This is a genomic window from Paraburkholderia sp. BR13439 (genome assembly GCF_040948805.1).
Lineage (GTDB): Bacteria > Pseudomonadota > Gammaproteobacteria > Burkholderiales > Burkholderiaceae > Paraburkholderia > Paraburkholderia youngii.
On the sequence record NZ_JBFPKN010000006.1, the window covers coordinates 36,548 to 61,850 of the forward strand.

The 25,303-nt window shown below is 60.1% G+C and carries 19 protein-coding genes; 15 read left to right on the forward strand and 4 right to left on the reverse strand.

The window, feature by feature from the left end; translation table 11 throughout:
* The first annotated feature begins 15 nt into the window (after positions 1-15).
* From AB3X96_RS13765 to AB3X96_RS13775, 3 genes are all read left to right on the forward strand, one after another.
* Positions 16-3,813, forward strand: coding sequence for a glycosyltransferase (locus AB3X96_RS13765; RefSeq protein WP_368590186.1), 3,798 nt, complete (start codon positions 16-18; stop codon positions 3,811-3,813).
* Between the two features lie 210 nt (positions 3,814-4,023).
* A complete protein-coding gene (locus AB3X96_RS13770; RefSeq protein ID WP_368590187.1) occupies positions 4,024-5,163 on the forward strand; it encodes a glycosyltransferase in 1,140 nt (379 codons plus the stop codon).
* Between the two features lie 169 nt (positions 5,164-5,332).
* Positions 5,333-6,292 carry a UDP-glucose 4-epimerase family protein gene (locus AB3X96_RS13775; protein ID WP_368590188.1) on the forward strand — a complete coding sequence of 320 codons (960 nt, stop codon included), beginning with the start codon at positions 5,333-5,335 and terminating at the stop codon, positions 6,290-6,292.
* An 87-nt stretch (positions 6,293-6,379) separates the two neighbouring features.
* Here the strand turns inward: AB3X96_RS13775 and AB3X96_RS13780 are convergent, their stop codons facing one another.
* Positions 6,380-7,870: a hypothetical protein gene (locus tag AB3X96_RS13780; protein ID WP_368590189.1), complete on the reverse strand. Its 1,491-nt coding sequence runs from the start codon at positions 7,868-7,870 to the stop codon at positions 6,380-6,382.
* 292 nt (positions 7,871-8,162) lie between these two features.
* Here AB3X96_RS13780 and AB3X96_RS13785 point away from each other — a divergent pair, with 292 nt between their 5' ends.
* The 3 genes from AB3X96_RS13785 to AB3X96_RS13795 all read left to right on the forward strand — a co-directional run bounded on the left by AB3X96_RS13785 (position 8,163) and on the right by AB3X96_RS13795 (position 12,321).
* On the forward strand, positions 8,163-9,539 hold the full coding sequence (locus AB3X96_RS13785; protein WP_368590190.1) for a methyltransferase domain-containing protein: 1,377 nt from the start codon (positions 8,163-8,165) through the stop codon (positions 9,537-9,539).
* 284 nt (positions 9,540-9,823) lie between these two features.
* Complete coding sequence (locus tag AB3X96_RS13790) at positions 9,824-10,819, forward strand: FkbM family methyltransferase (protein WP_368590191.1); 996 nt, start codon at positions 9,824-9,826, stop codon at positions 10,817-10,819.
* Between the two features lie 131 nt (positions 10,820-10,950).
* Positions 10,951-12,321: a methyltransferase domain-containing protein gene (locus AB3X96_RS13795; RefSeq protein ID WP_368590192.1), complete on the forward strand. Its 1,371-nt coding sequence runs from the start codon at positions 10,951-10,953 to the stop codon at positions 12,319-12,321.
* A gap of 207 nt (positions 12,322-12,528) precedes the next feature.
* Here AB3X96_RS13795 and AB3X96_RS13800 read toward each other — a convergent pair whose 3' ends face one another.
* The gene (locus AB3X96_RS13800; RefSeq protein WP_368590193.1) at positions 12,529-13,659 is read right to left on the reverse strand and encodes a glycosyltransferase family 4 protein; all 1,131 of its coding nucleotides are present in this window, start codon (positions 13,657-13,659) and stop codon (positions 12,529-12,531) included.
* A gap of 241 nt (positions 13,660-13,900) precedes the next feature.
* On the opposite strand from AB3X96_RS13800, the gene AB3X96_RS13805 reads away from it, so the two are divergent.
* The 7 genes from AB3X96_RS13805 (at position 13,901) to AB3X96_RS13835 (ending at position 19,541) form a co-directional block, all read left to right on the forward strand.
* A complete protein-coding gene (locus AB3X96_RS13805; protein ID WP_368590194.1) occupies positions 13,901-14,923 on the forward strand; it encodes a glycosyltransferase family 4 protein in 1,023 nt (340 codons plus the stop codon).
* An 11-nt stretch (positions 14,924-14,934) separates the two neighbouring features.
* Positions 14,935-16,815, forward strand: coding sequence for a nucleoside-diphosphate sugar epimerase/dehydratase (locus tag AB3X96_RS13810; protein WP_176109369.1), 1,881 nt, complete (start codon positions 14,935-14,937; stop codon positions 16,813-16,815).
* Between the two features lie 471 nt (positions 16,816-17,286).
* Entirely contained in the window at positions 17,287-17,805 is a 519-nt protein-coding gene (locus AB3X96_RS13815) for a DUF2778 domain-containing protein (RefSeq protein WP_368590195.1), read from the forward strand.
* Positions 17,786-18,052 carry a hypothetical protein gene (locus tag AB3X96_RS13820; RefSeq protein WP_368590196.1) on the forward strand — a complete coding sequence of 89 codons (267 nt, stop codon included), beginning with the start codon at positions 17,786-17,788 and terminating at the stop codon, positions 18,050-18,052. The genes AB3X96_RS13815 and AB3X96_RS13820 overlap by 20 nt, the downstream gene beginning before the upstream one ends.
* 207 nt (positions 18,053-18,259) lie before the next feature.
* Complete coding sequence (locus AB3X96_RS13825) at positions 18,260-18,778, forward strand: DUF2778 domain-containing protein (protein WP_368590197.1); 519 nt, start codon at positions 18,260-18,262, stop codon at positions 18,776-18,778.
* A complete protein-coding gene (locus AB3X96_RS13830; RefSeq protein WP_246392080.1) occupies positions 18,759-19,016 on the forward strand; it encodes a hypothetical protein in 258 nt (85 codons plus the stop codon). Before AB3X96_RS13825 ends, AB3X96_RS13830 begins: the two co-directional genes overlap by 20 nt.
* Positions 19,017-19,091: 75 nt before the next feature.
* Positions 19,092-19,541, forward strand: coding sequence for a DUF3828 domain-containing protein (locus tag AB3X96_RS13835; protein ID WP_368590198.1), 450 nt, complete (start codon positions 19,092-19,094; stop codon positions 19,539-19,541).
* A gap of 79 nt (positions 19,542-19,620) precedes the next feature.
* Here AB3X96_RS13835 and AB3X96_RS13840 read toward each other — a convergent pair whose 3' ends face one another.
* Positions 19,621-20,721, reverse strand: a complete 1,101-nt coding sequence (locus tag AB3X96_RS13840) for a glycosyltransferase (RefSeq protein ID WP_368590199.1) — start codon at positions 20,719-20,721, stop codon at positions 19,621-19,623.
* A 249-nt stretch (positions 20,722-20,970) separates the two neighbouring features.
* On the opposite strand from AB3X96_RS13840, the gene AB3X96_RS13845 reads away from it, so the two are divergent.
* Together AB3X96_RS13845 and AB3X96_RS13850 are read left to right on the forward strand one after the other, a co-directional pair.
* Positions 20,971-22,536, forward strand: a complete 1,566-nt coding sequence (locus tag AB3X96_RS13845) for a methyl-accepting chemotaxis protein (RefSeq protein WP_368590200.1) — start codon at positions 20,971-20,973, stop codon at positions 22,534-22,536.
* Positions 22,537-22,640: 104 nt separating this feature from the next.
* On the forward strand, positions 22,641-24,194 hold the full coding sequence (locus AB3X96_RS13850; RefSeq protein ID WP_368590201.1) for a hypothetical protein: 1,554 nt from the start codon (positions 22,641-22,643) through the stop codon (positions 24,192-24,194).
* A gap of 79 nt (positions 24,195-24,273) precedes the next feature.
* Here AB3X96_RS13850 and galE read toward each other — a convergent pair whose 3' ends face one another.
* Positions 24,274-25,296: a UDP-glucose 4-epimerase GalE gene (galE, locus tag AB3X96_RS13855; RefSeq protein ID WP_368590202.1), complete on the reverse strand. Its 1,023-nt coding sequence runs from the start codon at positions 25,294-25,296 to the stop codon at positions 24,274-24,276.
* Between the last annotated feature and the right edge of the window lie 7 nt (positions 25,297-25,303).

Here is a 25,303-nt window from a genome sequence, read left to right on the forward strand (position 1 = left end):
CGCGAAGAAATAACTGTGAAAATCGTACTAGACCTTCAAGGTTGTCAATCGGCCAGCCGTTTTCGTGGTATCGGTCGCTATTCGCTCGCGCTCGTGAAGGGTGTGCTACGCAACCGCGGAGACCATTCGATCAAGTTGCTGCTCAATGGTGGTCTATACACCGAAGGACTCGACGAGCTGCGCCAGCAGCTGCAGGCCGATGTGCGTGCCGAAGACATCATCGTTTTCGATGCTGAAGGTCCTGTTGCCGCATTCGATACGGCTAACGAGGCCCGAGCGCGTCTGGCGGAGTTGGCCCGCGAGCGTCTGATCCAGTCGATCAATCCGGACGCGGTGTTCCTCACCAGTCTGTTCGAAGGTTTCGTCGACGACGCGGTAACTTCCGTGGGCTTGCTCGGGGATGGTCCATTCACGGCCGTGACCTTGTACGATCTGATTCCCTATCTGAATCCGGATCCGCACTGGCCCGCTCACTACAAGAATTACTACGACCTCAAGATCGAATCGCTGAAACACGCAGATCTACTTCTGTCGATCTCGGATTACGCTCGGTTGGAGTGCCTTGGCGCACTGCCGGAGATGGAAGGCCGGATTGTGAACATGTCGACAGCTTGCGACAGTATGTTCACACCGGGAGGGTTTGCGCCAGGCGAACTTGCTGCGCTACGCGACAAGTTCGGCCTTGCCGAACGGTTCGTCATGAGCGCCGGTAATCTCGAACCGCGCAAGAATTTTGCGCAACTCGTCCGGGCCTTCGCATCGATGCCGGCCGAGCTGCGCAACGGGCGTCAGGTCGTCCTCGTCGGGGGCGCCGACGAAGAGCGGATCAGACAGATCGAGACTCTCGCCGCGGAAGTCGGGCTCGAACCGGATCAGCTGCGCGTACTGGGGCATGTAACGGACCAGGACCTGCTTTCGCTGTATCGGGCATGCGAACTGTTCGTCTTTCCGTCGTTTCATGAAGGCTTCGGGCTGCCGCCGCTCGAGGCGATGGCGTGCGGTGCGGTGGTACTCGGCTCGAATGCGACGAGCGTACCCGAGGTCATCGGGCGCGAAGACGCGATGTTCGATCCGGCGTCGCTTTCGCAGCTTCGCGAGTTAATGACCAAAGCGCTCACCGACGACTCGTTCCGCCAGTCTCTGCGCGCAAGCGCGCTTCAGCAGGCCCAGGAATTTTCGTGGGACAAGACGGCGCAGCGGGCCTTGCGCGCGATCGAGTCGGGCGTGGCCGCGCACCTCGAACGTCGTGCACATGATGCGCGGCGCGACGCCGGGCAGCCCGGTGCCGCGGCGCCGGTGGGGCGGCCGCGCCTTGCGATGGTGTCGCCGCTGCCGCCGGAACGCACGGGCATTGCCGATTACGTGTCGGAGTTATTGCCGACGCTCGGCGAGACGTATGAAATCACGGTGATTTCGGATCAGCAGGGAGATGAAGTTTTGCCCGGCCCAGCGGGCGAGATCTTCGACGTCAAGCCTATCGCGTGGTTCGAGCAGAACGCGGACCTGTTCGATCGTGTCGTGTATCAGATGGGCAATTCGCCATTCCACGAACACATGTTCGATCTGATGCGTCGCTATCCTGGCGTTGTCGTGGCGCACGACTTCTATCTGAGTTCGCTGGTGCTATGGATGGATATGACCGGTCGCGAGCCGGACGCGATGAAGCACGCGCTGGTTCGTTCGCATGGCTACGGCGCGCTCGAGCAGCATGCGCGCGAAGGCGGCCAGGCCGCGAAGCGTCAGTGGCCCTGCAGCGTGGATGTGATGTCGAACGCGCTCGGGGTGATCGTTCACTCGAACTATAGTCGTGAACTCGCCGGCAGTTTCTATGGCAAAGCGTTCATGGACAAGATGCGCGTCGTCCGTCAGCATCGAGCGGCTGTCGACACCACGCGGCGAGTCGAGGCACGACGCAAGCTCGGCCTTGCCAGCGACGATTTCATCGTCTGCGCGTTCGGCTTCATGGACTTCACGAAGCTCAATCACACGTTGCTCGAAGCGTGGGATCGTTCGGCGCTCGTCAAGGACAAGCATTGCAAACTGATTTTCGTCGGTGGCCGCGAAGAGTCGGACTACGGCCTCAGCATCGACGAGACGATCAGCCGCAGTGAAGGTGCATCGCGCATCAGCATCACGGGGTTCGTCGACCACGAGTCGTTCGTCGACTATCTGTCCGTCGTCGACGTGGCGGTACAGCTGCGCACGTGTTCGCGTGGAGAAACGTCCCGCACCGTGCTCGACTGTCTCGTGCATGGCGTTTCGCTGATCGTGAACGCGAACGGTCCAATGGCGGAGTATCCCGATGACACGCTGATCAAGCTCGACGACGAGTTCAAGACCGGCGATCTCGTCGCCGCGCTAGAACGCCTGTGGCGCGACGCGTCGCTGCGCGAGCGGCTCGGCGCACGAGCGAAAGAGTACATCTACGACAATCATGAGCCGCACAAGACCACTGCTGGCTATGCGTCGGTGATCGAGCATGTGTACGAGACGCGGGCGCTTCAGCAGATGAAGCAGACCGCGACCCGGTTCTGGCGTCAGTTCCCCCCTTCCGCGGCGCTGGACCGCCACAGCGTGCTGGTCGCCACCAATCTGCTTGCGTCGCCCGTCAAGCCGACCATCTACCTGGATATTTCGGCGACCGCCCGCAACGATCTGAAGACCGGCATCGAGCGCGTGGCCCGCTCGCTGCTGCGCGAGTTGCTCGTCACCCCGCCGAACGGCTACAACATCGTTCCGGTGTATCTGAATCAGGAAAACGGCCGCTGGCGCGTGCGTAAGGCGCAGACGTACCTGTCGAAGCAGCCCGGTTACGAGCTTGTCGATCCGATCGACGAGCTCGTCATCCCCGCACGAGGCGATGCGTTGATCGCGCTCGACCTGTACTCGGACGGTGTCGCTGCCGCGGCTGGGAACGGTCTGTATAACTATTGGCGCTCAGCGGGAGCCCAGATCGGGTTCGTTGTACACGACCTGTTGCCAGTTACCCGTCCCGAGTTTTTCCCGCCGTGGGCGCATGACACGCATAAGACGTGGGCGGCGACGATCTGCGCTAACTCCGACATGCTTTTCTGCATCTCCGAACATGTGCGCAAAGACGTCGCTCAATGGCTGGCCGATCACCATGCGTCGCAGGCGCGCAAGCCGGTCCTGCTGGTGTCGCATCACGGTGCTGATGTCAACGCATCGTTCCCGAGCTCGGGTCTGCCCGACGACGCGGAGGCGACCTTGGAGCAGATGAAGCTGCGTCCAACGTTTCTGATGGTCGGCACGATCGAACCGCGCAAAGGGCATTTGCAGGCGGTTCAGGCTTTCGAGCAGCTATGGAAGGCGGGGGTGGACGTCAATCTCGTGATCGTCGGTTACGAGGGGTGGAAGTCGTTGCCTGCCAGCGACCGGCGCACCATTCCCGCGACGGTCGAGGCGATCCGCAACGCGCCGGAACTCGGCAAGCGCCTTTTCTGGCTGGAAGGCATCAGCGACGAATATCTCGAACGGGTCTATGCCGTTTCATCCTGCCTGCTATCGCCGTCGGAAGGTGAGGGGTACGGTTTGCCGCTGATCGAAGCTGCCAAGCACGGTCTTCCCATGATCGCGCGTGACATCGAGGTTTTTCGCGAAGTCGCGGGCGACGCGGCGTTCTATTTCACCGGCACGCAGGCGGCGGATCTCGAGCAGGCCATTCACCGCTGGCTCGAATTGCACTCGCAAGGCAAGGTGCCGGACCCGCGTCGTCTCACTTTCGACACGTGGGCGCTGAGCGCACAACGCTTTGCTCGTCTGGCCGCGGCGCAATTGCAGCAACGCGCGTAGCCGCATGTCGGCAGTCTTGCGGGACAGGATGTCCGGTCGTGACCGTGCGGTGGAGAACGCTGCACGGGCTCGGCCACGTTCTCTCGAATCCACGAGCCCGCTCTTTTACCGGCTGGGCGACGAAATCCACCAGATCACGCGACGACGGAATCGGACGCCGAGCGCGGAGCGCTCCGTAACCATGCGTGTCTGCCGCGCGAAGGAAGCCGTATGAAGGCGCTGCATATATACCGCACTTATTTTCCCGATCCCCCTGGCGGCCTTCAGGAGGCGATCCGGCAAATCAGCCTGGCGACGAAGGCGTGCGGCGTCGAATCGAAGATATTTACGCTTTCACCTCAGCCTGTGCCGCGCGAACTGACGGTTGCAGAAGGGCAGGTGATTCGATCCAAATCATGGGCGGCGCCCGCGTCTTGCGATCTTGGCGGTCTCGATGCGTTCCGGCAGTATCGTAGGCTCGCGGACTGGGCCGACGTTCTGCATTTCCATTTCCCCTGGCCGTTCGGCGATGTGTTGCGCATGATGGGCGGCAGCGACAAACCCGCCGTCATGACGTATCACTCCGATGTCGTCCGTCAGCGTTTCCTCGGCTCCATTTACGGGCCGTTGATGGCGCGCATGTTGTCTTCGATGTCGGCCGTAGTCGCGACCTCGCCGGCTTACGCGAAATCGAGCACCGTACTGGCTTCGCTGGTCGCGCCGCAGCGGCTGCAAGTCATACCGCTAGGGATCGGCGACTACGCGAACAGCGATTTCGCCCAGCGATGCGGACCGCAAACGCTCGCCCGCATGGCACTCGGCGATAAACCGTATTTTCTTTCGCTTGGTGTACTGCGCTACTACAAGGGTTTGCACACGCTGATCGAAGCCGCGCCCTTGATTCCGGCAACCCTGGTAATCGCGGGATCGGGGCCAGAAATGCAAAACCTGAAGAAACTCGCGGCGGATGTCGGTGCTTCCAACGTCATCTTTGCCGGCCAGGTCAGCGAAGAAGAGAAAATCGCATTGCTGAAGGGGTGCCGTGCGATGCTCCTGCCTTCGCACCTCCGCTCGGAAGCGTTCGGGATGGTGCTGGTCGAAGCATCGATGTTCGGCAAACCCATGGTTTGCTGTGAGGTCAGTTCGGGCACGTCGTTTGTGAACGAGCACAATGTGACTGGTTTCGTCGTTCCGCCCGAATCTCCGCGTGAGTTCGCCGCGGCTGCTTGCCAATTGCTCGCCGACGAAACATTGGCTGGACAGATGGGACTGGCGGCGCGGGCCCGTTATGAGCGGTTGTGTTCAGCGCTCGCCTTAGGCCGCGCGTACCGACGGCTGTACGACCAGGTAGCGACCGCTGAGCGAATGTGAACCGGATCGGGAGAGACCGCGTATGGGTTGCTGTTCGATCGGGTGCATCCGCACCGAACCCGGAACTGTTCTGTCGGCCGAAACGACGCCGATGCGCGGATCATAGCCCGCGCATACCTTACGGCGTGCAGAGGTTCGTGCCGGACCACCTTATTTTGCGCATTCCACCATGACTCACACCGTACTCATCACCGGCGCGAACGGTTTCGTCGGTCATGCCGTTTCGCGTGCTCTCCTGCAGCGCGGAGACGCCGTCACAGGCGTCGTGCGCAAGCCGGGCACTACTTGCGACGGAGTGCGCGAGTGGGTTCTCGAAACGAGTGACTTCCTGGAGGTCGGCAGTCGCTGGCCTGCGGCGCTCGTTCCCGATACGGTCGTGCATCTGGCAGCGCGAGTGCACATGATGCGCGACACCAGTACCGATCCACTGGCCGCCTACCGCGAGACCAATGTTGCAGGGACGTTGCGTGTTGCCAAGGCAGCGCTCCACGCCGGTGCGCGCCGGCTCGTATTCGTTAGCAGTATCAAGGCGATTGGCGAACGCGATGAGGGCCGTCCGCTGCGCGAGAGCGACGAGCCGGCCCCATGCGATCCTTATGGTGTATCCAAGCTCGAAGCTGAACGGGCGCTTTTCGCCTTGTCGCGTGAAAGCGGACTGGAAGTGGTCGTGGTGCGCCCGCCTCTGGTTTATGGGTCGGGCGTGCAGGCGAACTTCCTGCAGCTGATGGATGCAATTTCCCGAGGTCTTCCACTGCCGCTTGGCGCGATTACCGCGCGGCGCAGCCTCGTGTTCGTCGATAATCTCGCCGATGCAATCGTCCAATCCGTGACAGATCCGCGCGCGGCGGGGGAGACGTTTCACGTGACGGACCGGCACGATTTGAGCGTCGCCGAACTGGCTCGCATGCTCGCGACGCAACTTCACGCGCCGTGCCGTCTCGTGCCTGTGCCGCCAGGCGTGCTGCGCATGCTGGGCAAGGTTAGCGGGCGTTCCGCGCAAGTCGACCGGCTGATCGGCGAGTTACGGCTCGATAGCTCGCACATCGGTAAGACGCTCGGCTGGTATCCGCCGCACACTGTCGAACAAGGACTGTTGCAGACAGCAGCATGGTATCGGGCGACGCGCTGAAAATCGCTGCAGGCGAATCTCGATACCACCACCTTCCCAGCGCTCCAATTAACAGCCGATAATTTTTCCGCCATCCGTCGTCCGGCATCACTTGGCCACAAGCTGAGAAAGGCGCGAGTCCGGGTCGGCATAGATGAGTATGTCGTAACCGTTCACGCGCTTTAGCACAGAGGGCTGGCCGAACTGGGCGATAACATCGGCTGTGGTGTAGTTGTCCGGATTAACCGGGTCGACGAGGATGAATCGCTTCCCGGTTGGAGATCCGTACCACTCGTGCCGCGATAGCCACAAGTATGGCCGGATCAAGGCATCCGCACCTTTTATTACGGCGCGCGTACGCACGGAGTTGCCTGACGCGAGCGTGGTCGACGAGGCAGACCAATATGGCCCATACCCGTCAGTCAAGCGATTCTCTTGAAGCCACGCTGCAAGACCCTGGATTGCAGGGCCAAAGTAAGTCGGGTTTTCACGCGCTACATGGAGCGTTCCCCAAAACGATCCGGCCGACAATATGCCGGCAGCAACGATTAGCAATCGTCCCAAAGTGCTCCCGCCAAGCAGCTTTGCACCTACGATCGATCCATACACCAACGTCGGCAAAAGATAGCGATACGACGTCAGGTTCTGCATCTGGTCGCTAAGAAGCGCGGCGAGCATGGCGATGACGCTAGACCACGAGAAGCACATCAATAGAAAGTCTCTGTTTCTGAGCTGCTCGAGCCTGCCCGAGAACATGCGGCTGACCATCAGCAGGCTACCAGCGATCGCGGCGACCAGAAATACGACGCGAGCGAACATCGTAACCGGCGTCGCGGCCAGAGCCTCTCTGAAGCTCATGCCGCCGCTGGGAGCTAGCGGTCTGCCTGTGAAGTCCGCGCCAAAGATCATCAGCAAGCCGCGAGTCACTAGCGCGAAGTTACCCGAAAGCCGTTCGAAATCCGCGAAGGCCGAAGGTTGAGGCGAAATCGCGAAGCCGTGGACCTTTGCCACCACCACAATGGCCAACCTTCCGATGACGAGGCCGAGCGCCAGCGAAGCGGCGACCCAGACACATTTGTCGCGCTTTACTGCAGCGAGCCAGTGCAATCCGCAAACCACGATTGCCGGTCCGATCGCGGCGGATACGATAAAGGGGTCGCTGAAGCTCCCCATGAACGCGAGCAACGCCAGCCAAAAAAAAATTGCCTTCGAAAGCTGTGGCGCGCACCATTGACGATACGCGAACCAGAACAGACCTGCCCCGAGAAGGATCGTCGTGATGTGCGTGGGTGCGGTGCCGAGAACACGCATCGAGTGGTCGTCGATGACGATTGGAAGTCCCAGGCACACGAACACCGCAGCCTGTTGCCATCGGCTCTCCGGGGTGATCCGACCGGTCATCCAGATGCAGGAGCAGACAACAGCTGCCCAGACCATCGCTGGAAAAATAAACAGGATTCGAGGGGTTAACCCCAGGAAGAGAGTCAACACACCCTCTGGAAGCAAATCCGTGAAATAGAATGGGTCGGGGGGGAATTCCCAACCGCGAAGCAGAGGATTGCCGAGCACTATGTCTCGGGCTGCCAACAACGAGTTCACGTCATCGCTGGTTCGTGCCAAAAAATGAAACAGCGAAAAGTACGTTACCGTGAGGACAATGAATGCGGATAGATATATTAGCGAGCGTAAATATCCCCAACGGTTTCGACTGCGAACCATGAACACACCTTTTGAGGTAAGGTTGCGAGACGAACTTTTCGATAGCACATATGCAGCTTGATTGACCGCGAAAACTACCTTTCGTGCTCCGCCATTGAGTATTCCGCTGGCTTATTTCAGGTCGCGCCGGGATGCCGACCAGGCAACGGTCCATTAACTTTCCGAGGATTCTATGGCAATTTTCGACCAGGGAGAACTGAAAGAAATCGACGAGATTCTGGCCTCCATCGAGCACGGAGCCACTCGTGACGTCAACTTGCAGGACCGCTTGGCGAGGATTTCGATCAGAGCTGCCGGCGAACTTCGTACGCTGAACGAGATGGATCCCTTCTCCGACGAGTACCTGACGAAAATTCGCCAAGTGCACGAAGAGATCGTGGGTCAAATGCATACCTTGGAGCCGGAAGCCACGCGTCAGTCGAACCATGAAGGTGAAAGTTCGGGGCCGGATCCATGGGATGCCCGACATCCGAAGTCGGTTGCTGCGATGCTTATTGCATGCGGGTTCCTGATCCAGGTTGCAGACATCCCGCGTCACGGACGCATCCTCGAAGTGGGTTGCGGTACGGGCTCGCTGACCTGGAATCTGGCGCGTATGGGATATCGAGTCGACGCGCTGGACCCGAGCTTCGCGCAATGCGATTCGGTCGTCGCCACGACCAGGGATCTGCCATTCGTGCCGAATGTCATCGCGTCGACGCTTAACGACTGGATCGATAAACGCCAAAAAAGCTATAAATACGACGCAGTGATTTTTTTTGAATCGTTCCACAGTATCATGGATCACAAGTCTTGTCTCGAGAAGCTTACGCGAGACGGGCACATTGAAGATAACGCCAAAATCATCATTGCCGCAGAGTCAATTTTTCCGAGCACTTCCGAGCTGCTCCCGTATCCTTGGGGGCCTCGTCTGGATGGCGCATCACTGCGCTCGATGCGCAAATGGGGGCGGCTTGAACTCGGGTTTACACGAAGGTATCTGCAAGACTTATTGGCTCGGGTTGGCATGCAATATAAGCGTCTCGAAACGGACCTGGCCCTTCCGTTATCGCAAATCGTCGTCGGATCGCGCCGCATTCAACGTCCATATTGTGAAGTTCTACTGAAAGCCGACTCTCGTCGTTACAAGGCTACGATCGAAGAGGGGTTCAATCTCGCCGCAGAAGGGTTCCCAAGCTTCCTCAAATGGGCCTCTGGCCTCTCGTTCAGAGAGGACTGGGGGCGATGGACGGTCGGCTCTCGCGTTGAGTTGGTGTTTAACGAGCAGTTACCGTCAAACCTGGAAATACTGCTCGAACTTCATCAAGTCTTTGGGCCAAATGTCGGCAAGTACCTCACTGTAGTGATCGACCAGAAGTCTCAGGTCGAGACTCTAAGGATGGTAGAAGACAAAAAGTCATATTCGTTCAGGTTTCGTGACGTAAAGACAAAGATGTTGACGCTGCTGATCCCTTGTCCAGGCAGACCCAAAGACGTGCCCGAGTGGGGCAATGAGGACGCCCGCCAGATCGGAGTCGGAATTCGCTCAATTGCGTTCCGCGAACTGTAGCGAATCGTCCGGTGCGGAGAAAAGCTTTTGGCTGCAGGCGAGGGAACGTGCACATCATCGCAAAGATGGTATCGTCCACCGACGCCCAAACCTCCGGCAACAGATGGTGGCAGTCTCGTTCGCCGATTTCATCGTCGAGTACCGCTCGAGTCACGGGATCGCGCCTATGTCATGCCGTGCGGGTGCATGGGGACTTCGGGTGACGCCATATTTGCGCTTCTGCTTATAGAGAATCGTTGTCTAGCTGCGGATCGTACACAAATACTTACACCTCAGGATTGCAAATGAGTCTACAAAGCAGGAAGGTACGCATTGTTGATGCCATTTTCGACATTACTGGCGACAGCGGCTATCTCACCAGCATGGGTGACACATTCGAGCCGGCGACGCTCGACGTGCTGCACTCCCTGGTTACCAACGAGTCGCATGTTATCGACGTAGGCGCGAACATCGGATTTACGTCCATCGCTTTTTCTACGTTCTGCCCAAACGGCAAGATTGCCGCCGTTGAACCTGTGCCTCGAACTTTCGAGCTATTGGAAAAAAACCTGTCCGCGGCTGGAGTGACTAACGTATCGCGTCTTAATTTCGCGTTGGGCGCGCAGGCTGGCGAATTGAAAATGCAGGGAAATCCTGACTTCCTGGCTGGATCGTTCGTTGCCGACAAGTTCTCGATCAACGACGGCATCCATTTCGTAGACACTGTCCCGGTCTATCGTCTGGACGAAGCATTCGAATCCATGGGCCTCGCGCGTATTGACGCGATGAAAGTCGATGTCGAGGGTTTCGAGCTCGATGTCTTCGAAGGCGCCCGCGCAACCCTCGAAACTTTCAGGCCTCTGGTGTTCATGGAGATGAATCACTGGTGTCTTTCCATGTTTCGACGAATGACTATTCCAGATTTTCGCGAACGGCTCCTCTCCATCTTTCCTTACATCTACGCCATCCACGGTTTGGAAGCGTGCGATATGCGCGTCGAGAATGTCGCCTATTACGTCGCTCATGAGCACCTGACGCAGAACAAATTTACCAACCTCATTGCCGGGTTCGACAAGGATCGCGTCGCTACGGCCATCGAACGATACAAGGAGCGGCGCGCTGCCCATTTGCCAGCGTGGGCGGGGCTTTTGCCGCATGAGATCGATGCATTGATCGCTCGAGCGAAAGCCGCGGAAGAACGCGCGAGGATTTATGAGTACCGTTCCGAAGTGCTGGAGAAGGTCGTCAATGACAAGGAGCGATTGATCTGGGCACTTGAAGAAAAGCTCGCTCGGAAATAGACCAGACTGCGCCGGCAACTCCCGCGCGAGTGCCGAATGAGCGGGGCGCCGCGAAGACCGTGCGGCGTTCTGAATGGCTGAATAGAACCCGCCGTCCGTGCGACTTCACTCATGAGGAGAAAGGGGCACCCATGACTCTCTTTAATCAAGCCGAATTCGCAGAGTTGGATCGTATGCTTGCAGATGTCGAGCATGCTGCTCAGGATAATGCTGATCTCATTCGGCGCTTGGCGGCGTTTTCTATCTCACCCAGTGGCGACCTTTCTGAAATGAAACGCCTCGACCCTGTTTCCGATACTTATATTGCCCGTGTGAAATCGGTACACGAGGAAATCATTGGTCGGACGCATGACGCCCATCTCGAAGGGTTGCCGGACGCGAACCTCAATCCGGAGCATGAACGGGACTGGCCGTATCCTTGGGGTACCAAATCCGCAGGGACCGTGGGTATATCGCTGATTGCATATGGGTTTCTTATCAAGGTCGCTAACCTTCCGCCGAGCGCGCGCATTCTTGAAGTCGGTTGCGGCGTGGGTTCGCTGACCACGAATCTGTCGCGCATGGGATATCGCGTCGACGCGCTCGATCCGAACGAGTTGCAGTGCAAGATCATTCGCGATGCAACGAAGCACTATCCCGAGCCGCCAAACGTCATCGCGCAAACATTGGACCAATGGTTAGCGTCCAGGACTGCAAACTACAAGTACGACGCGGTTATCTTTTTCGAGTCATTCCATCACGTCATCGATCATCGAGACTGTCTGCGCGAAATGCTCATTAATCACCTGGAGCTCGATGCAAAGATAATACTGGCGGCGGAACCTATCCTTGAACAGGAGAACTCGCTGCTTCCCTATCCTTGGGGGCCGCGCCTCGACGGGGAGTCCTTGCGGGCGATGCGCCGCTGGGGCTGGCTCGAATTGGGATTTACGCGTGCGTATATCAAGCGGCTATTCGACGATTTCGGGCTTTCCATCGAAACGTTCAGCTGTGTCGACGCGCTCCCGCTTTCTCAAGTCGTCATTGGCCAAAAGCCTCTCAATACCGTCAATCGGACGATTGATAACGGGAGCCGCTATGCCGCTGCGCTGGAGGATGGAATAGCTCTATCCATCGACGGGATGCCTGCCTATGTCTCCTCGTTTTCGGGACTCTCGGTAGCGGAAAGTTGGGGACGATGGACTATCGGCGATATCGTAAAGCTTGAATTTACGCACAAGCTGCCACGCGACTTTGCGCTCAGGTTGGAACTCAAAAGCGTCTTCGGTCCCAACGTCAGAAAAGACCTGCAGGTACGCGCCGGCGCAAAGACGTCCGCTAAGAAGCTCGCGCCGATCGAAGAGGCGACGACCTATGAATTTTGCTTCAACGATGTGGACGCAAATGCGCTGGAGTTCGTCATTCCCCATCCTTGCCGGCCGAAAGATCTGCCTGGGCTCGGCATCGAAGATCCCCGCCGTATCGGAATCGGCATCGAATCGATAACTATCATGCCGCGATAATCCACTCTGCGAGCGCTGCGAGAGGCCGTTTGGCTGTCCTGGTTGCGCAAGGGAGAAGCATGACCGCAAGTCCTCTTTCACCGAGTAGGCGCAGCCGATCCCGCGGAACGCGCGCCGCCCGATGCGCCAGCGCGGGCGAACGCGTTGCCGAACGGATTTACGTCGGTCCTCCATGAGGCGACGCCGAGTTGCACTTGCTTTAGACGACTATGCTTCGATTAGGCCAAAGAGTTCGTCAAAGCTTTTTTCCCACGTTTGTCGCTCGAACCGCTGTGGAATCTGCGCTTCATAAGCCTTCAGTCGTTCGGGGTCGTCGATCAGGCCGCGAATCACCCTATAGGCCTGGCCCGTGTCGTACGAGTCGAACATCAGCGCAGGGAACGGATTGATCTCCGGAAGGCTTGTGTTGTTCGACGTGACGCACACTTTGCCGTAAAACAGGCTTTCGCTCGCAGGCAAACCCCATCCTTCGGCATGCGACGGGAATGCCGTAAACATGCTGCCTTTCAGCAAGCCGACCAGCCGTTCGTCCGTGATGCCGTGACGGATCTCGATCAGATCCCTTACGAGCGGGTCATGCGAAAGCAGATAGACGAGATCGCTCGCCAGCCATCCCGCGCGACCTACCAGAACCAGCTTTGGGCAGCGTTCACCGAGGTCTGCCGCAAGTTTTCGCCAGACGTAGTACAGCAGCAGATGATTTTTTCGTATCTCTATCGTTCCGACGCTGAGCACATATGGCCGGTCGATGTCCGGCGCGACGCCCGTCTGGCCCATATCGTTGCCGCTCTTCATCACGACCGTCTCGGCCCGCGGTGCCAGGATGCTGCGCACATCGCGGGCTGTGCTATCCGACACACAGACGTACCGGTCGACGACAGTCGGAAGCAACCTGAGGAATTGAGCCGCACGGTTGCCGAATTCCTGCTCGAAAAACATCGGTGATGTGATCGGGATCAGGTCGTGGACAAGATACTCGAAGATCGTACGCGGGTGCTCACGCCTCAATTCAGCCATACAACCATAGTACGGCGCGTGGTCCCAGCCGACTTCGCAAAAGAAGATCCGATCGCCTTCCGCAAGCTGCGATGTGAGCGGGTGACCTGCGGGGCAGCGGTCCGCGTTGAACGGTTCGTCTCCAGCGGCAAGCCGCTTGAAGTACGCGACGTCCCGGATGGCAATGAACGATTCTTCCGTGCGGTGGTAGTAAAAATACCGCACATCGTCGCGACGCAAGCTTTGCAGGAAGATGTTTTGCGTGACGCGCGGGATGCCGTGCGGTTTTGGTCCCCAGTGCTCCAGAAGTGAGACTTCAATCCACACCTGATTTGTGCTCACATTCATCCTCTGAGGCAGGGTTCAATTGGGGCTCCGATCATACCAGGTTCCAGGACATCCTTGGGTGGTTGCCGGGAGGGCCAAGCGACTGCGTCGCACGTACAGTCTGGTAGCACCGCAGGCGCGAAGTGCGTCGGAGCGACCCACAGTTGGAAGACTCGCGTATGGCGCTGCCCCATGCAGACTACCGGCACACACGCGGTGGTTTAGAATTCTAAGCTTTTGGCTTCCACAAAAGGCGATGCCAGTCGCTGCACTCACCACCTGCCCGTTGTTCCATCTGCTCGTCTGGGCCGTCGCCGCGCTGGCCGCCTGCGCGGCGATCCTGTGGACGCTCTTGCGCACCGGCCTCGCGTGGCGGCTCGCCACCGACATCCCCAACGACCGCTCGCTGCACACGCGTCCGACACCGCGCGTCGGCGGCTGGGGCATCGTGCCGGTCGTGGTGTTGCTGATCGCGCTCGCGGTGCCGTCGCTGTGGCTGCCCGCGCTTGCCGCGGCGCTGCTCGCGGCGCTTTCGCAGATCGACGATCGCCGCGGCCTGCCCGCACGGGTGCGCTTCGGCGGCCATGCGGCGGCGGTGGCGGCGCTGATCGCCGTCTATCCAGCCGACGTACCGTGGTGGGCGCTCGCGTGCATGGCGGTCCTACTCGTGTGGCTCGTCAATCTCTACAACTTCATGGACGGCTCGGACGGCCTCGCGGGCGGCATGGCGCTGTTCGGCTTCGGCGGCTACGCGGTGGCCGCCTCGCTGTCGGCGCATGCGGACCCTGCGCTCGCGACGGCGAGCCTGATCGTCGCGGGCGCGGCCGCGGGCTTTCTGCTGTTCAACTTTCACCCGGCGCGCATCTTTCTCGGCGACGCCGGCTCGATCCCGCTCGGCTTTCTGGCCGGCGCGCTCGGCTATTGGGGCTGGCGCGAGGGCGTCTGGCCGGTGTGGTTTCCGGCGCTGTGCTTCGCGCCGTTCATCGGCGATGCGTCGGTCACGCTGCTCAAGCGCCTGTTGCGCGGTGAAAAATTTTGGCAGGCGCATCGTGAACACTACTATCAAAGACTGGTGCAGTCGGGTTTGGGGCATGCATCGACCGCGTGGATTTGGTACTTGTTCATGGCGGCGGGCATAATGCTTGCTCTGTGGGCGCTACAATTCGCCCTTCTGTATCAATGGCTGGTTGTCGTCGCATGGGCTGCCGTGCTGGTTATAGCAGGGCTGTGTATTGATCGCCGCTGGCGGCGCCATGTGTCCCGTTCCGGGCCAATCTGAGGTTCTGCGCAATGAAAAGCTTCAAAGCCAGATGGCTTTCGTTCAGTGCGTTTGCGTTCGACCTGTGCGCGGTGGCCATGGCCTGGCTGCTGGCCTATGTGATCCGGTTCAACGGACCAGTGCCCGCGCCGTTCTGGTCGAGCGGGCTGCATGCACTCGTGTGGGTGCTGCTGATCTACGCGGTGATGTTTCGCAGCTACGGCCTCTATCGCGGCATGTGGGTGTTCGCGAGCCTGCCCGATCTCGTGCGGATCGCGAAAGCGATCGGCGTCGGCGCGCTCGTCGTCGTGATCGGCTCGGCGCTGTTGCAGCCCGCGCCGGTCGTGCCGCGCTCGGTGCTGATCGTGTCGCCGATGCTGCTGTTCCTGACCATGGGCGGCTCACGCGCACTGTATCGCGCGGCCAAGGAGTTCTATCGCTACGGCGGGCTGGTCGGCCAGGGCAAGCCGGTGCTCGTGCTTGGCGCGGGCAATGCCGGCGCGAACCTCGTGCGCGAGCTGAAGCGCTCGGGCCAATGGCGCCTCGTCGGTCTGCTCGACGACGATCCGATCAAGCAGGGCCGTGAAATCTATGGCTATCGCGTGGTTGGCGCGATCAGCGATCTGCAGAAAATCTGCACGGAGCTGAAGGTCGAGCACGTGATCATCGCGGTTCCGTCGGCGTCGGTGGAAGCGCATCGGCGCATCGCCACGCTGTGCGTGCGCGCCGGCGTACGCGCGATGACGCTGCCCGCGCTCACGCCGCTCACGCAAGGCCAGGCATTCCTGTCGCGGGTGCGGCAGATCGATCTCGAAGACCTGCTCGGCCGCGACCCGGTGACGATCGACACCGAGCACGTCGCCGCGCTGCTGAAGAACCGCGTCGTGATGGTGACGGGCGCGGGCGGCTCGATCGGCTCGGAGCTGTGCCGGCAGATTCTGCGCTTCGGTCCGGTGCAACTGGTCGCGTTCGACATCTCCGAGTTCTCGATCTATCGCCTGAACGAAGAGCTGCGCGACAAGTATCCGGAAGTGTCGGTGGTGCCGCTCGTCGGTGACGTGAAGGATTCGCTGCTGCTCGATCAGGTGATGGCGCGCTACTGTCCGCACATCGTATTTCATGCGGCGGCCTACAAGCACGTGCCGTTGATGGAAGAGGTCAACACGTGGCAGGCGGTGCGCAACAACGTGCTCGGCACGTACCGCGTCGCGCGCGCGGCGATCCGCCACGACGTCGCGCATTTCGTGCTGATTTCGACCGACAAGGCCGTCAACCCGACCAACGTGATGGGCGCGAGCAAGCGGCTCGCGGAGATGGCGTGCTCGGCGCTGCAGCAGCAGGGCGCACGGCGCACGCAGTTCGAGACCGTGCGCTTCGGCAACGTGCTCGGCAGCGCGGGCAGCGTGATTCCCAAGTTTCAGGAGCAGATCGCGCGCGGCGGCCCGGTGACGGTCACGCATCCGGAAATCACGCGGTTCTTCATGACGATTCCGGAGGCGTCGCAGCTCGTGTTGCAGGCGTCGAGCATGGGGCGCGGCGGCGAGATTTTCATTCTCGACATGGGCAAGCCGGTGCGTATCGCCGATCTCGCGCACGATCTGATCCGCCTGTACGGCTTCACCGAAGAACAGATTCGCGTCGTGTTCACGGGTTTGCGCCCGGGCGAGAAGCTTTACGAGGAACTGCTCGCCGACGACGAAACCACCACGCGCACGCCGCACCCGAAGCTGCGCATCGCGCAGGCGCGCGAGGTGCCGGACAGCCTGATCGACAACCTGCTGCCGTGGCTGATGCAGCATCGCGTGCCGGCCGACGATGAAGTGCGGCGCGATCTGCGGCGCTGGGTGCCGGAGTATCTGCCGGCGACGGCGACGACGCTGCGTAGTGTGGCGCCGGCGACGCGGGTGTCGTAGGAGCTCTGCCTCCGCGAGTCATCGGAGTAGTCGGAGCATTGAATCAGTACTCGCAAAAGCAGGTCATTCGCCCCGTTGAAATTGGCCGTCGGATGTTTATCGTTAGAAGCCCCTGCAGACATGCTGGGGCTTTTTTTTATTTTTGCCCAGGAGAGTTGACGACCATCGCGCACACCCCGGCTTTTCGGAGTTCTCTGATAGCTGCGCCCAGCACATACACCTAGCATGGACCCGTTGCCACCCGGTATGTCTTTCCCGCTGAGGTGGTGGCTCGGTTGGCTCTTTTTTCTGTGATGCAAATGTTTTGCGCGCCCAGTGGCGCGCTTTTTTTGTCCAGGCGAAAGAGGCGACAAATCCGGAGTCGTCCTGTAGCGCCAGCAGCCCGCGCGCCTATGGCAAAGATTTTACCAACGGGAGGAACCCATGCAGGACACGATGACCTACAGCCAGCGCAAGCAGGAGGCGTGACATATGGCCTACACCGGCAAATTTCTCGTGAACAACGAGCCCCTATTACCGCTCACCATTAATGGCATCGGCACGTTCGACGCCTATTCGGGCAACAATCAATACCGCAATCGGGGCGGCTGCACAACGGTGCCCGATAACGGTCCCATCCCTGCCGGCAAGTACTGGATCGTGGGCCGTCCCACGGGCGGCATCGGCTCTCAGGCTTACGCGTGGGCTATCGACAGTCTCAATTCGGTCGTAGGCCATCCGTCGAATCACCGTGAATGGTTCGCCCTGTATCGGGACGATGGGGCGATTGATGACTGGACATGGGTTAATGGTGTCAAGCGCGGGCAGTTCCGGTTGCATCCGGCAGGCGGGAGCGGGATTTCGCTTGGCTGTATTACCCTGCCGAGCCATAGCGATTTCATGAGAATCCGCCACGCGCTGCTGCACACGATGCAAATTCCCGCACGTTGTTCGGGGCTTCGCGCCTACGGAACAATTGAGGTCATCACTCATGGCAACACTTGCCCGTAGGGCGCTCAAGGTCGCGCTGTTTTGCGGCCTGTTCCGTCTTTTGCTGCCGTACGTCCATCCCTATCCCGTGGAGTGGACCGAAAGCGAGTCGCGCGCATGGTTGCACGTCGCCAACTGGTTGGGCATCCGTGACCCCGATGATCTATTTTTCTGGGTGACGGTAGCCATGAATCTCACTGCGACTACGCTGGTCTATATGGCAATCATGAAACTATGGCGGTGGTATCGCACGAAGCGGGGGGCTTAAGGCATACCGAACAATTGAGGTCATCACATATGGCAACACCTGTCCGAAGGGTGCTTAAGGTCCTGCTATTTTTTCGGAGTTGGCTGAAGCCTGCGCCCGGCAGTAGCGCGCCAGTGGGCCGCGCGCCTAGGGTCAAGATTTCAGCAACGGGAAGCACCTATGCAGGACGCAATGACTTACAGGCAGCGTAATCAGGAGGCGTGAAACATGGCTTACTTCGGCAAATTTCTCGTGAACAACGCGCGGCTGTCGCCGCTCACGATCAATGGCCTTGGCACGTTCAACGCATATTCAGGCAACGATCAATACCGCAATCGGGGCGGCTGCACGGCGGTTCCGAACAAGGGGCCGATTCCCGCCGGTAAGTATTGGATCGTAGACCGACCCACTGGCGGGCTCGGTTCACAAGCCCTTGCCTTGGCGAAGGATACGTGGAATGCCGCATGGGGCAGCCCAACGAATCACAATGAATGGTTCGCCCTGTATCGGGATGACGGCAGCATTGATGACTTTACATGGGTCAATGGTGTCAAGCGCGGGCATTTCCGGTTGCATCCGGCAGGCGGTGAAGGTGCTTCACTCGGCTGCATCACCCTGCCGAGCCGTGGTGATTTTCTGGTCATCCGCAACTCGCTGTTGAACACCAGTACGATTCTCACCGGCCGTCCGGGGCTTCGCGCGTACGGAACAATCGAGGTCTTCACGTATGGCAATACTTGCCCGTAGGGTGTTCAAGGTCGTGCTGTTTCTGTGTCTGTTCGTTCTTTCGGTTCGCTATGTTCGCCCGTATCCCTATCCAATGACGGAGAGCCATCTAGCCGTCTGGTGGCGTGCTTCGGATTGGCTTGGCATCCGGGACCCCGGAGATCTAATTTTCGTGACGTGGGTGACCATCGAACTGATCGTCGCGGTGCTGGCGTACGTGGCGATCATGAAGCTATGGCGGTGGTATCGCACGAAGTAGACGAAAGCCCCGGCGACGGGGCTCGTTTCTACCGAACCACAAGGCCCTCATACAAGATCTATCGCCACGACTGACATGCACATCAAGCGCTTTCTTTCAGTTCTCGCGCTATTGGCCTTCTTCTTTTGGCAATCGGCGTTTTCCGCTACCACGCAAACGACGCCGGAAGGGCAAGCAAAGGCGTTTTATTCGTGGTACATCAAGTTAGGTGCAAACCTGACGTTTCCGTTGCTTGACGAAGGAATCTTTGACTACGTGGCGAAAGGTACAGTCAGCAAGCTACGAGACGACTATGAACACGACAGGTTGCCCGGCGATAGTGACTACTTTCTTAAGGTGCAAGATGAAGATGAGAATGATTGGCTCGCCCACATTGCAGTTCATCCTGCAGTGATGTTAGGCCATGTCGCGGTCGTGCCTGTTACGTTCGGTTCGAAGGACAAATTGAGCGTGATCGTGTTCATGCGCAATTTTGGTGGCATCTGGAAAATAACGAAGGTTGACGACATATCCGACCTTCCCTAGTCGGAGGTGAGCGACTAGTTAGAACAGCCGTGCGAGGTCGCACGGTTTTTTTTCGCGTGCATTAATGAATTTCGAGGAATTACCGCTTCCCCTTCCTCACCACCATCCACCTCGGCGACTTGAACCGCACGATGCTCACGTAAAGCCACACATAAGTCGCCGCAAATACGACAACGAAGCAGAACAGATGCAGCGTGTGCCGCCAGAACAGCGTCGCCGGCACGACCGCGATCAGGCACAGCAGCCAAAGGTACGGCGACGTCAGCGAGTTGCGGCGCGTCAGCTCGCGCGCGGTGCGCGCGCCGACCGCCCAGCGCATCAGCCGCTTGTAGACCAGCATATGCAGATGAACGCCGTCCGGAATGCCCGGCGACATGCCGCGAATGAACTTCTTGCGGTAGATCGAGAAGCAGGTCTCGAAGATCGGGTACATGAAGAGCAGCACCGGATACCACGCGGATACGTCGCGATTGCGCATCACGAGCAGGATCGACAGCTCGGCGAGCATGAAGCCGATGAAGTACGCGCCGCCGTCGCCGAGAAAAATCAGCCCGGCCGGGAAGTTCCAGATGAAGAAGCCGAGCACCGCGCCCATCATCATGAACGACGCCGACAGCACGACCGGGTCGTGCACCTGGAACGCCACATACGCGAGCGATGCGAACATCATGAACGCGACCATCGACGCGAGGCCGTTGAAGCCGTCGATGATATTGATCGCGTTGGCGAGCGCCGCGACCGCGAGCACCGTGACCACGAACGAGATCGCCGCATATGACAGCAGAAAGTCGAGCGGCGGCACGCTGATGCGCGTGACCGCGATGTCGAGAAAGAACCAGGCGAGGGCGGCGGCCGCCATCGTGCAGACGAGGCGTACGAGCGGCGACACGCGCTTGGTCAGATCCTCGACGAGCCCCGAGCCGAACGCCGGCATCCCGCACGCGATCAGCCCGAGAATGCTGCCCGACACGGCCGGATACGCACGATGCAATTGCACCGCGGCGGCGAGCAGCCCGAGCAGAATCCCGGCCCCGCCGATGCGCGGGACCGGACGCACATGGAATTTCTGCACGCCGGCCAGATCGGTATCGGTCGAAAATTTTTCATGCAGATGCGCATAGCGCACGATCAACAGCGTGATCAGCAGAGAGACGAGGAAGCCGAGCGCAAAACTAAGCATGAAAATGGGCCTGAGCGAAGACGCGGAATTATACAAACGAAACGCACGGCGGCCGGCGTGCGGCAGGGACGCAAAGCTTTCAGGCGGGGCAGCAGGAATATCCCAGATAGCGAGATCGAAGCGGTCCGCAGAGGCCCGTCAGCACTCGCTCCTCATGGATTCCCCCTATACGCCGCATGCGCGCCGCAACCGTAAACCTGGATGCGACGAAGTGTCAGTCGCGCGCAACAAAGGCGTTCCGGAGACCCCATGCTAAACAACATCACAATTCGCGGCGGGCTGACGCTCGTGATCAGCGTATTCGTCGCCTTCCTGCTGACAGTCATCGCTGTCGGATACGGCGCGCTGAAGCTCGCCAACGACAGCCTCGACGACACGCAGCGCAGCGAGGCCGCGCTGTCGCATCTGAAGGCGAGTTCCGAGAAGCTTCTGCAGGTGCAACTCGCGCTGGGTACCTATCAGACGTTGTTCAGTATCGGCAAGCAGACCGACGATCTGCTGCCGGCCGCGCACAAGGTGCTGGTCGAATCGAACGACGACTTCCACAACTACATGGCCGGCCCGTTCGCGAGCGACGCCGAGCGCAAGCTCGCGCACAGCGTCGGCGAAGCGCGCGCGGCGCTCGTCGACAAGGCGGTCGAACCGGAATTCAAGGCACTGACCGATTTCGACTTCAACACCTTCCGTACCATCCAGGGGGATACCGCGAACAGCCTGTACGCGTCTTACTCGAAGGCGATCGACGCGCTCGAAAAAGCGCAGATGGACAATCAGCATCAGCAGGCCGCGACCGCCGCGCGCCGCTTCCAGCTCGCGACAGTGCTGTTCGGTGCGATCGCGGTGATCGCGCTCGTGATTGCCGTGGGCGCGCGCGTCGCGTTGTCGTCGGCGCTGATCAAGCCGGTCAACGCGACGGTCAAGCACTTCGAGCGCATCGCGGCCGGTGACCTGAGCGTCGCGATCAAGGTGAAATCGCGCAACGAGATGGGTCAGCTGCTTGGCGCGCTGACGCGGATGCGCGACGGCCTCGTCGAAACGGTCGGCAAGGTGCGCGGCAGCACGAGCGCTATTACGCAGGGCGCGAACGAGATCGCGTCGGGCAATGCCGATCTGTCGGCGCGCACCGAGCAGCAGGCGGCCGCGCTGCAGGAGACCGCGGCGAGCATGGAGCAGCTGTCGGCGACCGTGAAGCAGAACGCCGACAACGCGAAGCAGGCGAACCGCCTCGCGCACGGCGCGCTCGATACGGTCACGCGCGGCGGCAAGGTGGTATCGCGCGTGACGGAGACGATGGACGGCATCAGCGATTCATCGCGCAAGGTCACCGAGATCATCGGCATGATCGAGGGGATCGCGTTCCAGACCAACATCCTCGCGCTGAACGCGGCCGTCGAAGCGGCTCGCGCGGGTGAGCAGGGCCGCGGCTTCGCGGTGGTCGCCTCGGAAGTGCGCAGCCTCGCGCAGCGCTCCGGCGCGGCGGCCAAGGAGATCAAGGAGCTGATCGGCGAGTCGGCGGCGAAGGTCGAGGAAGGTGCGTCGCTGGTGTCGGATGCGCAGAAGACGATTCAGGAAGCGATGAAGGCCGTCGAGCGTGTGACCGGCGTGATGAGCGAGATCGAGGCGTCGGCACTCGAACAGAGCGACGGCATCGAGCAGGTCAACAAGGCGGTGTCGCAGATCGACGAGGTCACCCAGCACAACGCGGCGCTCGTCGAGCAGGCGGCGGCCGCGGCGAAATCGCTGGAGGAGCAGGCGGTCATTCTGAAGGAAGCCATTGCCGTGTTCCGGCTCGAAGAGTCGGGGGCGGCAGCTTAGTTTCCGACCGGAAGAAATGCGTGGCTGTCGATGACATAGCGCGCCGACAGCTACCTTAGAATCCTGTTTTCCATCTGGTTGGATAAAACGAAAACAGGTGTTCGATGCTCAAAGGGTTGGCAGCGTTCGTTATTTCGGCGCTCTGTGTCTGGCTGTTCATCATCGTGTTCGGTCAGACCTTTCCGTCAGCGCAATTGCACGAGGTCGGAGACTTTGCGGCGAACTCGTTGCTGATCGACGACGCAAAGCATCTGAAGCTGCTCGTCGGACATTACTCGCGCGTGGGGTTCAATCATCCTGGTCCTGCGCTTCTTTACGCGCTTGCCGCGGGCGAGATCGTATTTTTCGATCTGACGCACGCGATCGCGTCGCCGTTTTCCGGTCAGATCCTTGCGGTTGCGCTGCTTTCCGCTTTCTGGATCGCGGCAATCGGGACGCTTTTGATCAGGATGCAGCAGGCGACGAGGGGCGCCACCGCGGCAGCCGTCGTCACCACAGCCCTATTCGTTGGTGTCACCGCTTACATCAACTACCAGGCCTTCGCGGGTCCCTGGTTCCCGCATCTCTACTACTTTGCTTTTGCGGCGTTCACGGTGTCCGTAGCCGCATTGATCATGGGACGCGCAGACGGGCTTATGCTCCTTGCCCTAAGCCTTGGATTTTTGCTGAACGGTCATGCTTCTTTTCTGGGTATGACGGCCGTCATGCTGGCGTGCGCGCTGATAGCCAATACCTGGATTTCCGTCAGATCGGGTTCCAGTGAGACCTGGATCTTGAGCCGGCATTTCCTCGCGGGCAATGTTCGAACGATTGCCGTTGCACTAGCGATCGTGGCGCTTTTCCTCATTCCTCTCGCGATCCAGACGATCCTTCATTTTCCCGGACCGCTCGCTGAATATGCCGCTTTTAGCCATGTCCACCGAGCGAATCGTTTAGTGGACGCCGCGCGCTTCGCCGGAGTTTTCTGGAGTAACGGACTCTTCGGCATCCTGCTGGGCGCGGCGGCTTGTGCTGTGCTGGTGACGAACGATCCCGCGCGCGACAATGAAAGCCGCGTCGCGCCTGAGCGTGCATTGTCGCTGGCGCTGGCGAGCGCGACAGTCGCCTTCGTCTTTTATGCCGCTTTCGGCGTCGACGATCTTTCGCTGACCTATGTCGGAATTTTCTACTACGTCGTTCCTGCTCTGGCGCTGACGTTACTGGTCAAGCGCTTCCTCGACAATGTGACAGCGGCGACCGTGCCCGTTGCCGTGATCGTTTGTGTGATCGTGGCGGCTTTCACGGCGATCCGGATTCATCAGCCGCCTGAAAACGTTTCCCAGTACGACGATCCGCGAATTCCCGCTGCTTACTCGACTATCCGCAATCTCGATGCGGGAGGCGGCGTCGCGGTTTTCGACCTCGATGGTTCCGCGGATTGGGAACGGCTGTGGCCAATTCTGGTGGGCATCGAAGCGTACGCGAAGCGTCAGGGCAGTGTGCCGTTTTGCATCGCGCAAAACTGGCAGCTCGTGTTCACCCGGGCGGCGCGCTGCACGCCTGACGAAATGCGAGGCGCCCACAGGCGTTTTCTGGTGTCGGCGGTGCCGAAGGAAGGAATGACCGGTGCGTTGAGCGTTGCCGGCTTGTATTTTTATCCGCGCGAATCCGCGCAGTAGGCGAGCAAACGGCGGCGGTATCCGCGTTATGCGAATGCCGCCGCCGTTTTTTATCCCGACGCGATGACGCCGAAGCGCTTTAAGCAAACCCCTGCGGATTCGTCGACTGCCAGCGCCAGTGGTCCGCGCACATGCGCTCGATACCGAACTGCGCGCGCCAGCCGATGATCTTCTCGGCCGCGCTCGGATCCGCGAAACACTGCGCGACGTCGCCCGGGCGGCGCGCGACGATCTCGTACGGCACCGGTCGGCCCGACGCCTTCTCGAACGAGCGCACCACGTCGAGCACGCTATAGCCCTGGCCCGTGCCCAGATTGACGACGAAGCTCGCATCGCGCTCGACGAGCGCATCGAGCGCGGCGAGATGCCCGCGCGCGAGATCGACCACGTGGATGTAATCGCGCACGCCGGTGCCGTCGGGCGTCTCGTAGTCGCCGCCGAATACGCGCAGCTTTTCGAGCTTGCCGACCGCGACCTGCGCGACGTACGGCATCAGGTTGTTCGGAATGCCGGCCGGATCTTCGCCGATCAGGCCGCTCTCATGCGCGCCGACCGGATTGAAGTAGCGCAGCGTCGCGATGCGCCACGACGGGTCCGACACTTCCAGATCCCGCAAGATCTGCTCGGCGATCAGCTTCGATTGACCATACGGATTGGTCGCCGACAGCGGGAACGATTCGTCGATCGGCGAGCTTTTCGGCACGCCGTACACCGTGGCCGACGAACTGAACACGAACTGCTTGACGTTGCGATCCCGCATCACGCCGAGCAGCGTCAGCAGGCTGCCGACGTTGTTGGCGTAATACTCGATCGGCTTCGCGACCGATTCGCCGACCGCTTTCAGCGCCGCGAAATGGATCGCGCCGGTGATCCGATGCGCATCGAAAATGCGCTGCAGCGCGGCTGCGTCGCGCGCGTCGTTGTCATAGAAGCTCACCGCACGGCCGGTTATTTGCTCGACGCGCCGCAACGATTCGCGCTTGCTATTCACGAGGTTGTCGATCACCACGACGTCGTAGCCGCCGTTCAGCAGTTCGACGCAGGTGTGCGAGCCGATGAAACCCGCGCCGCCGGTTACCAGAATCGTGCCCTTCGTGGTCATGCTGTTG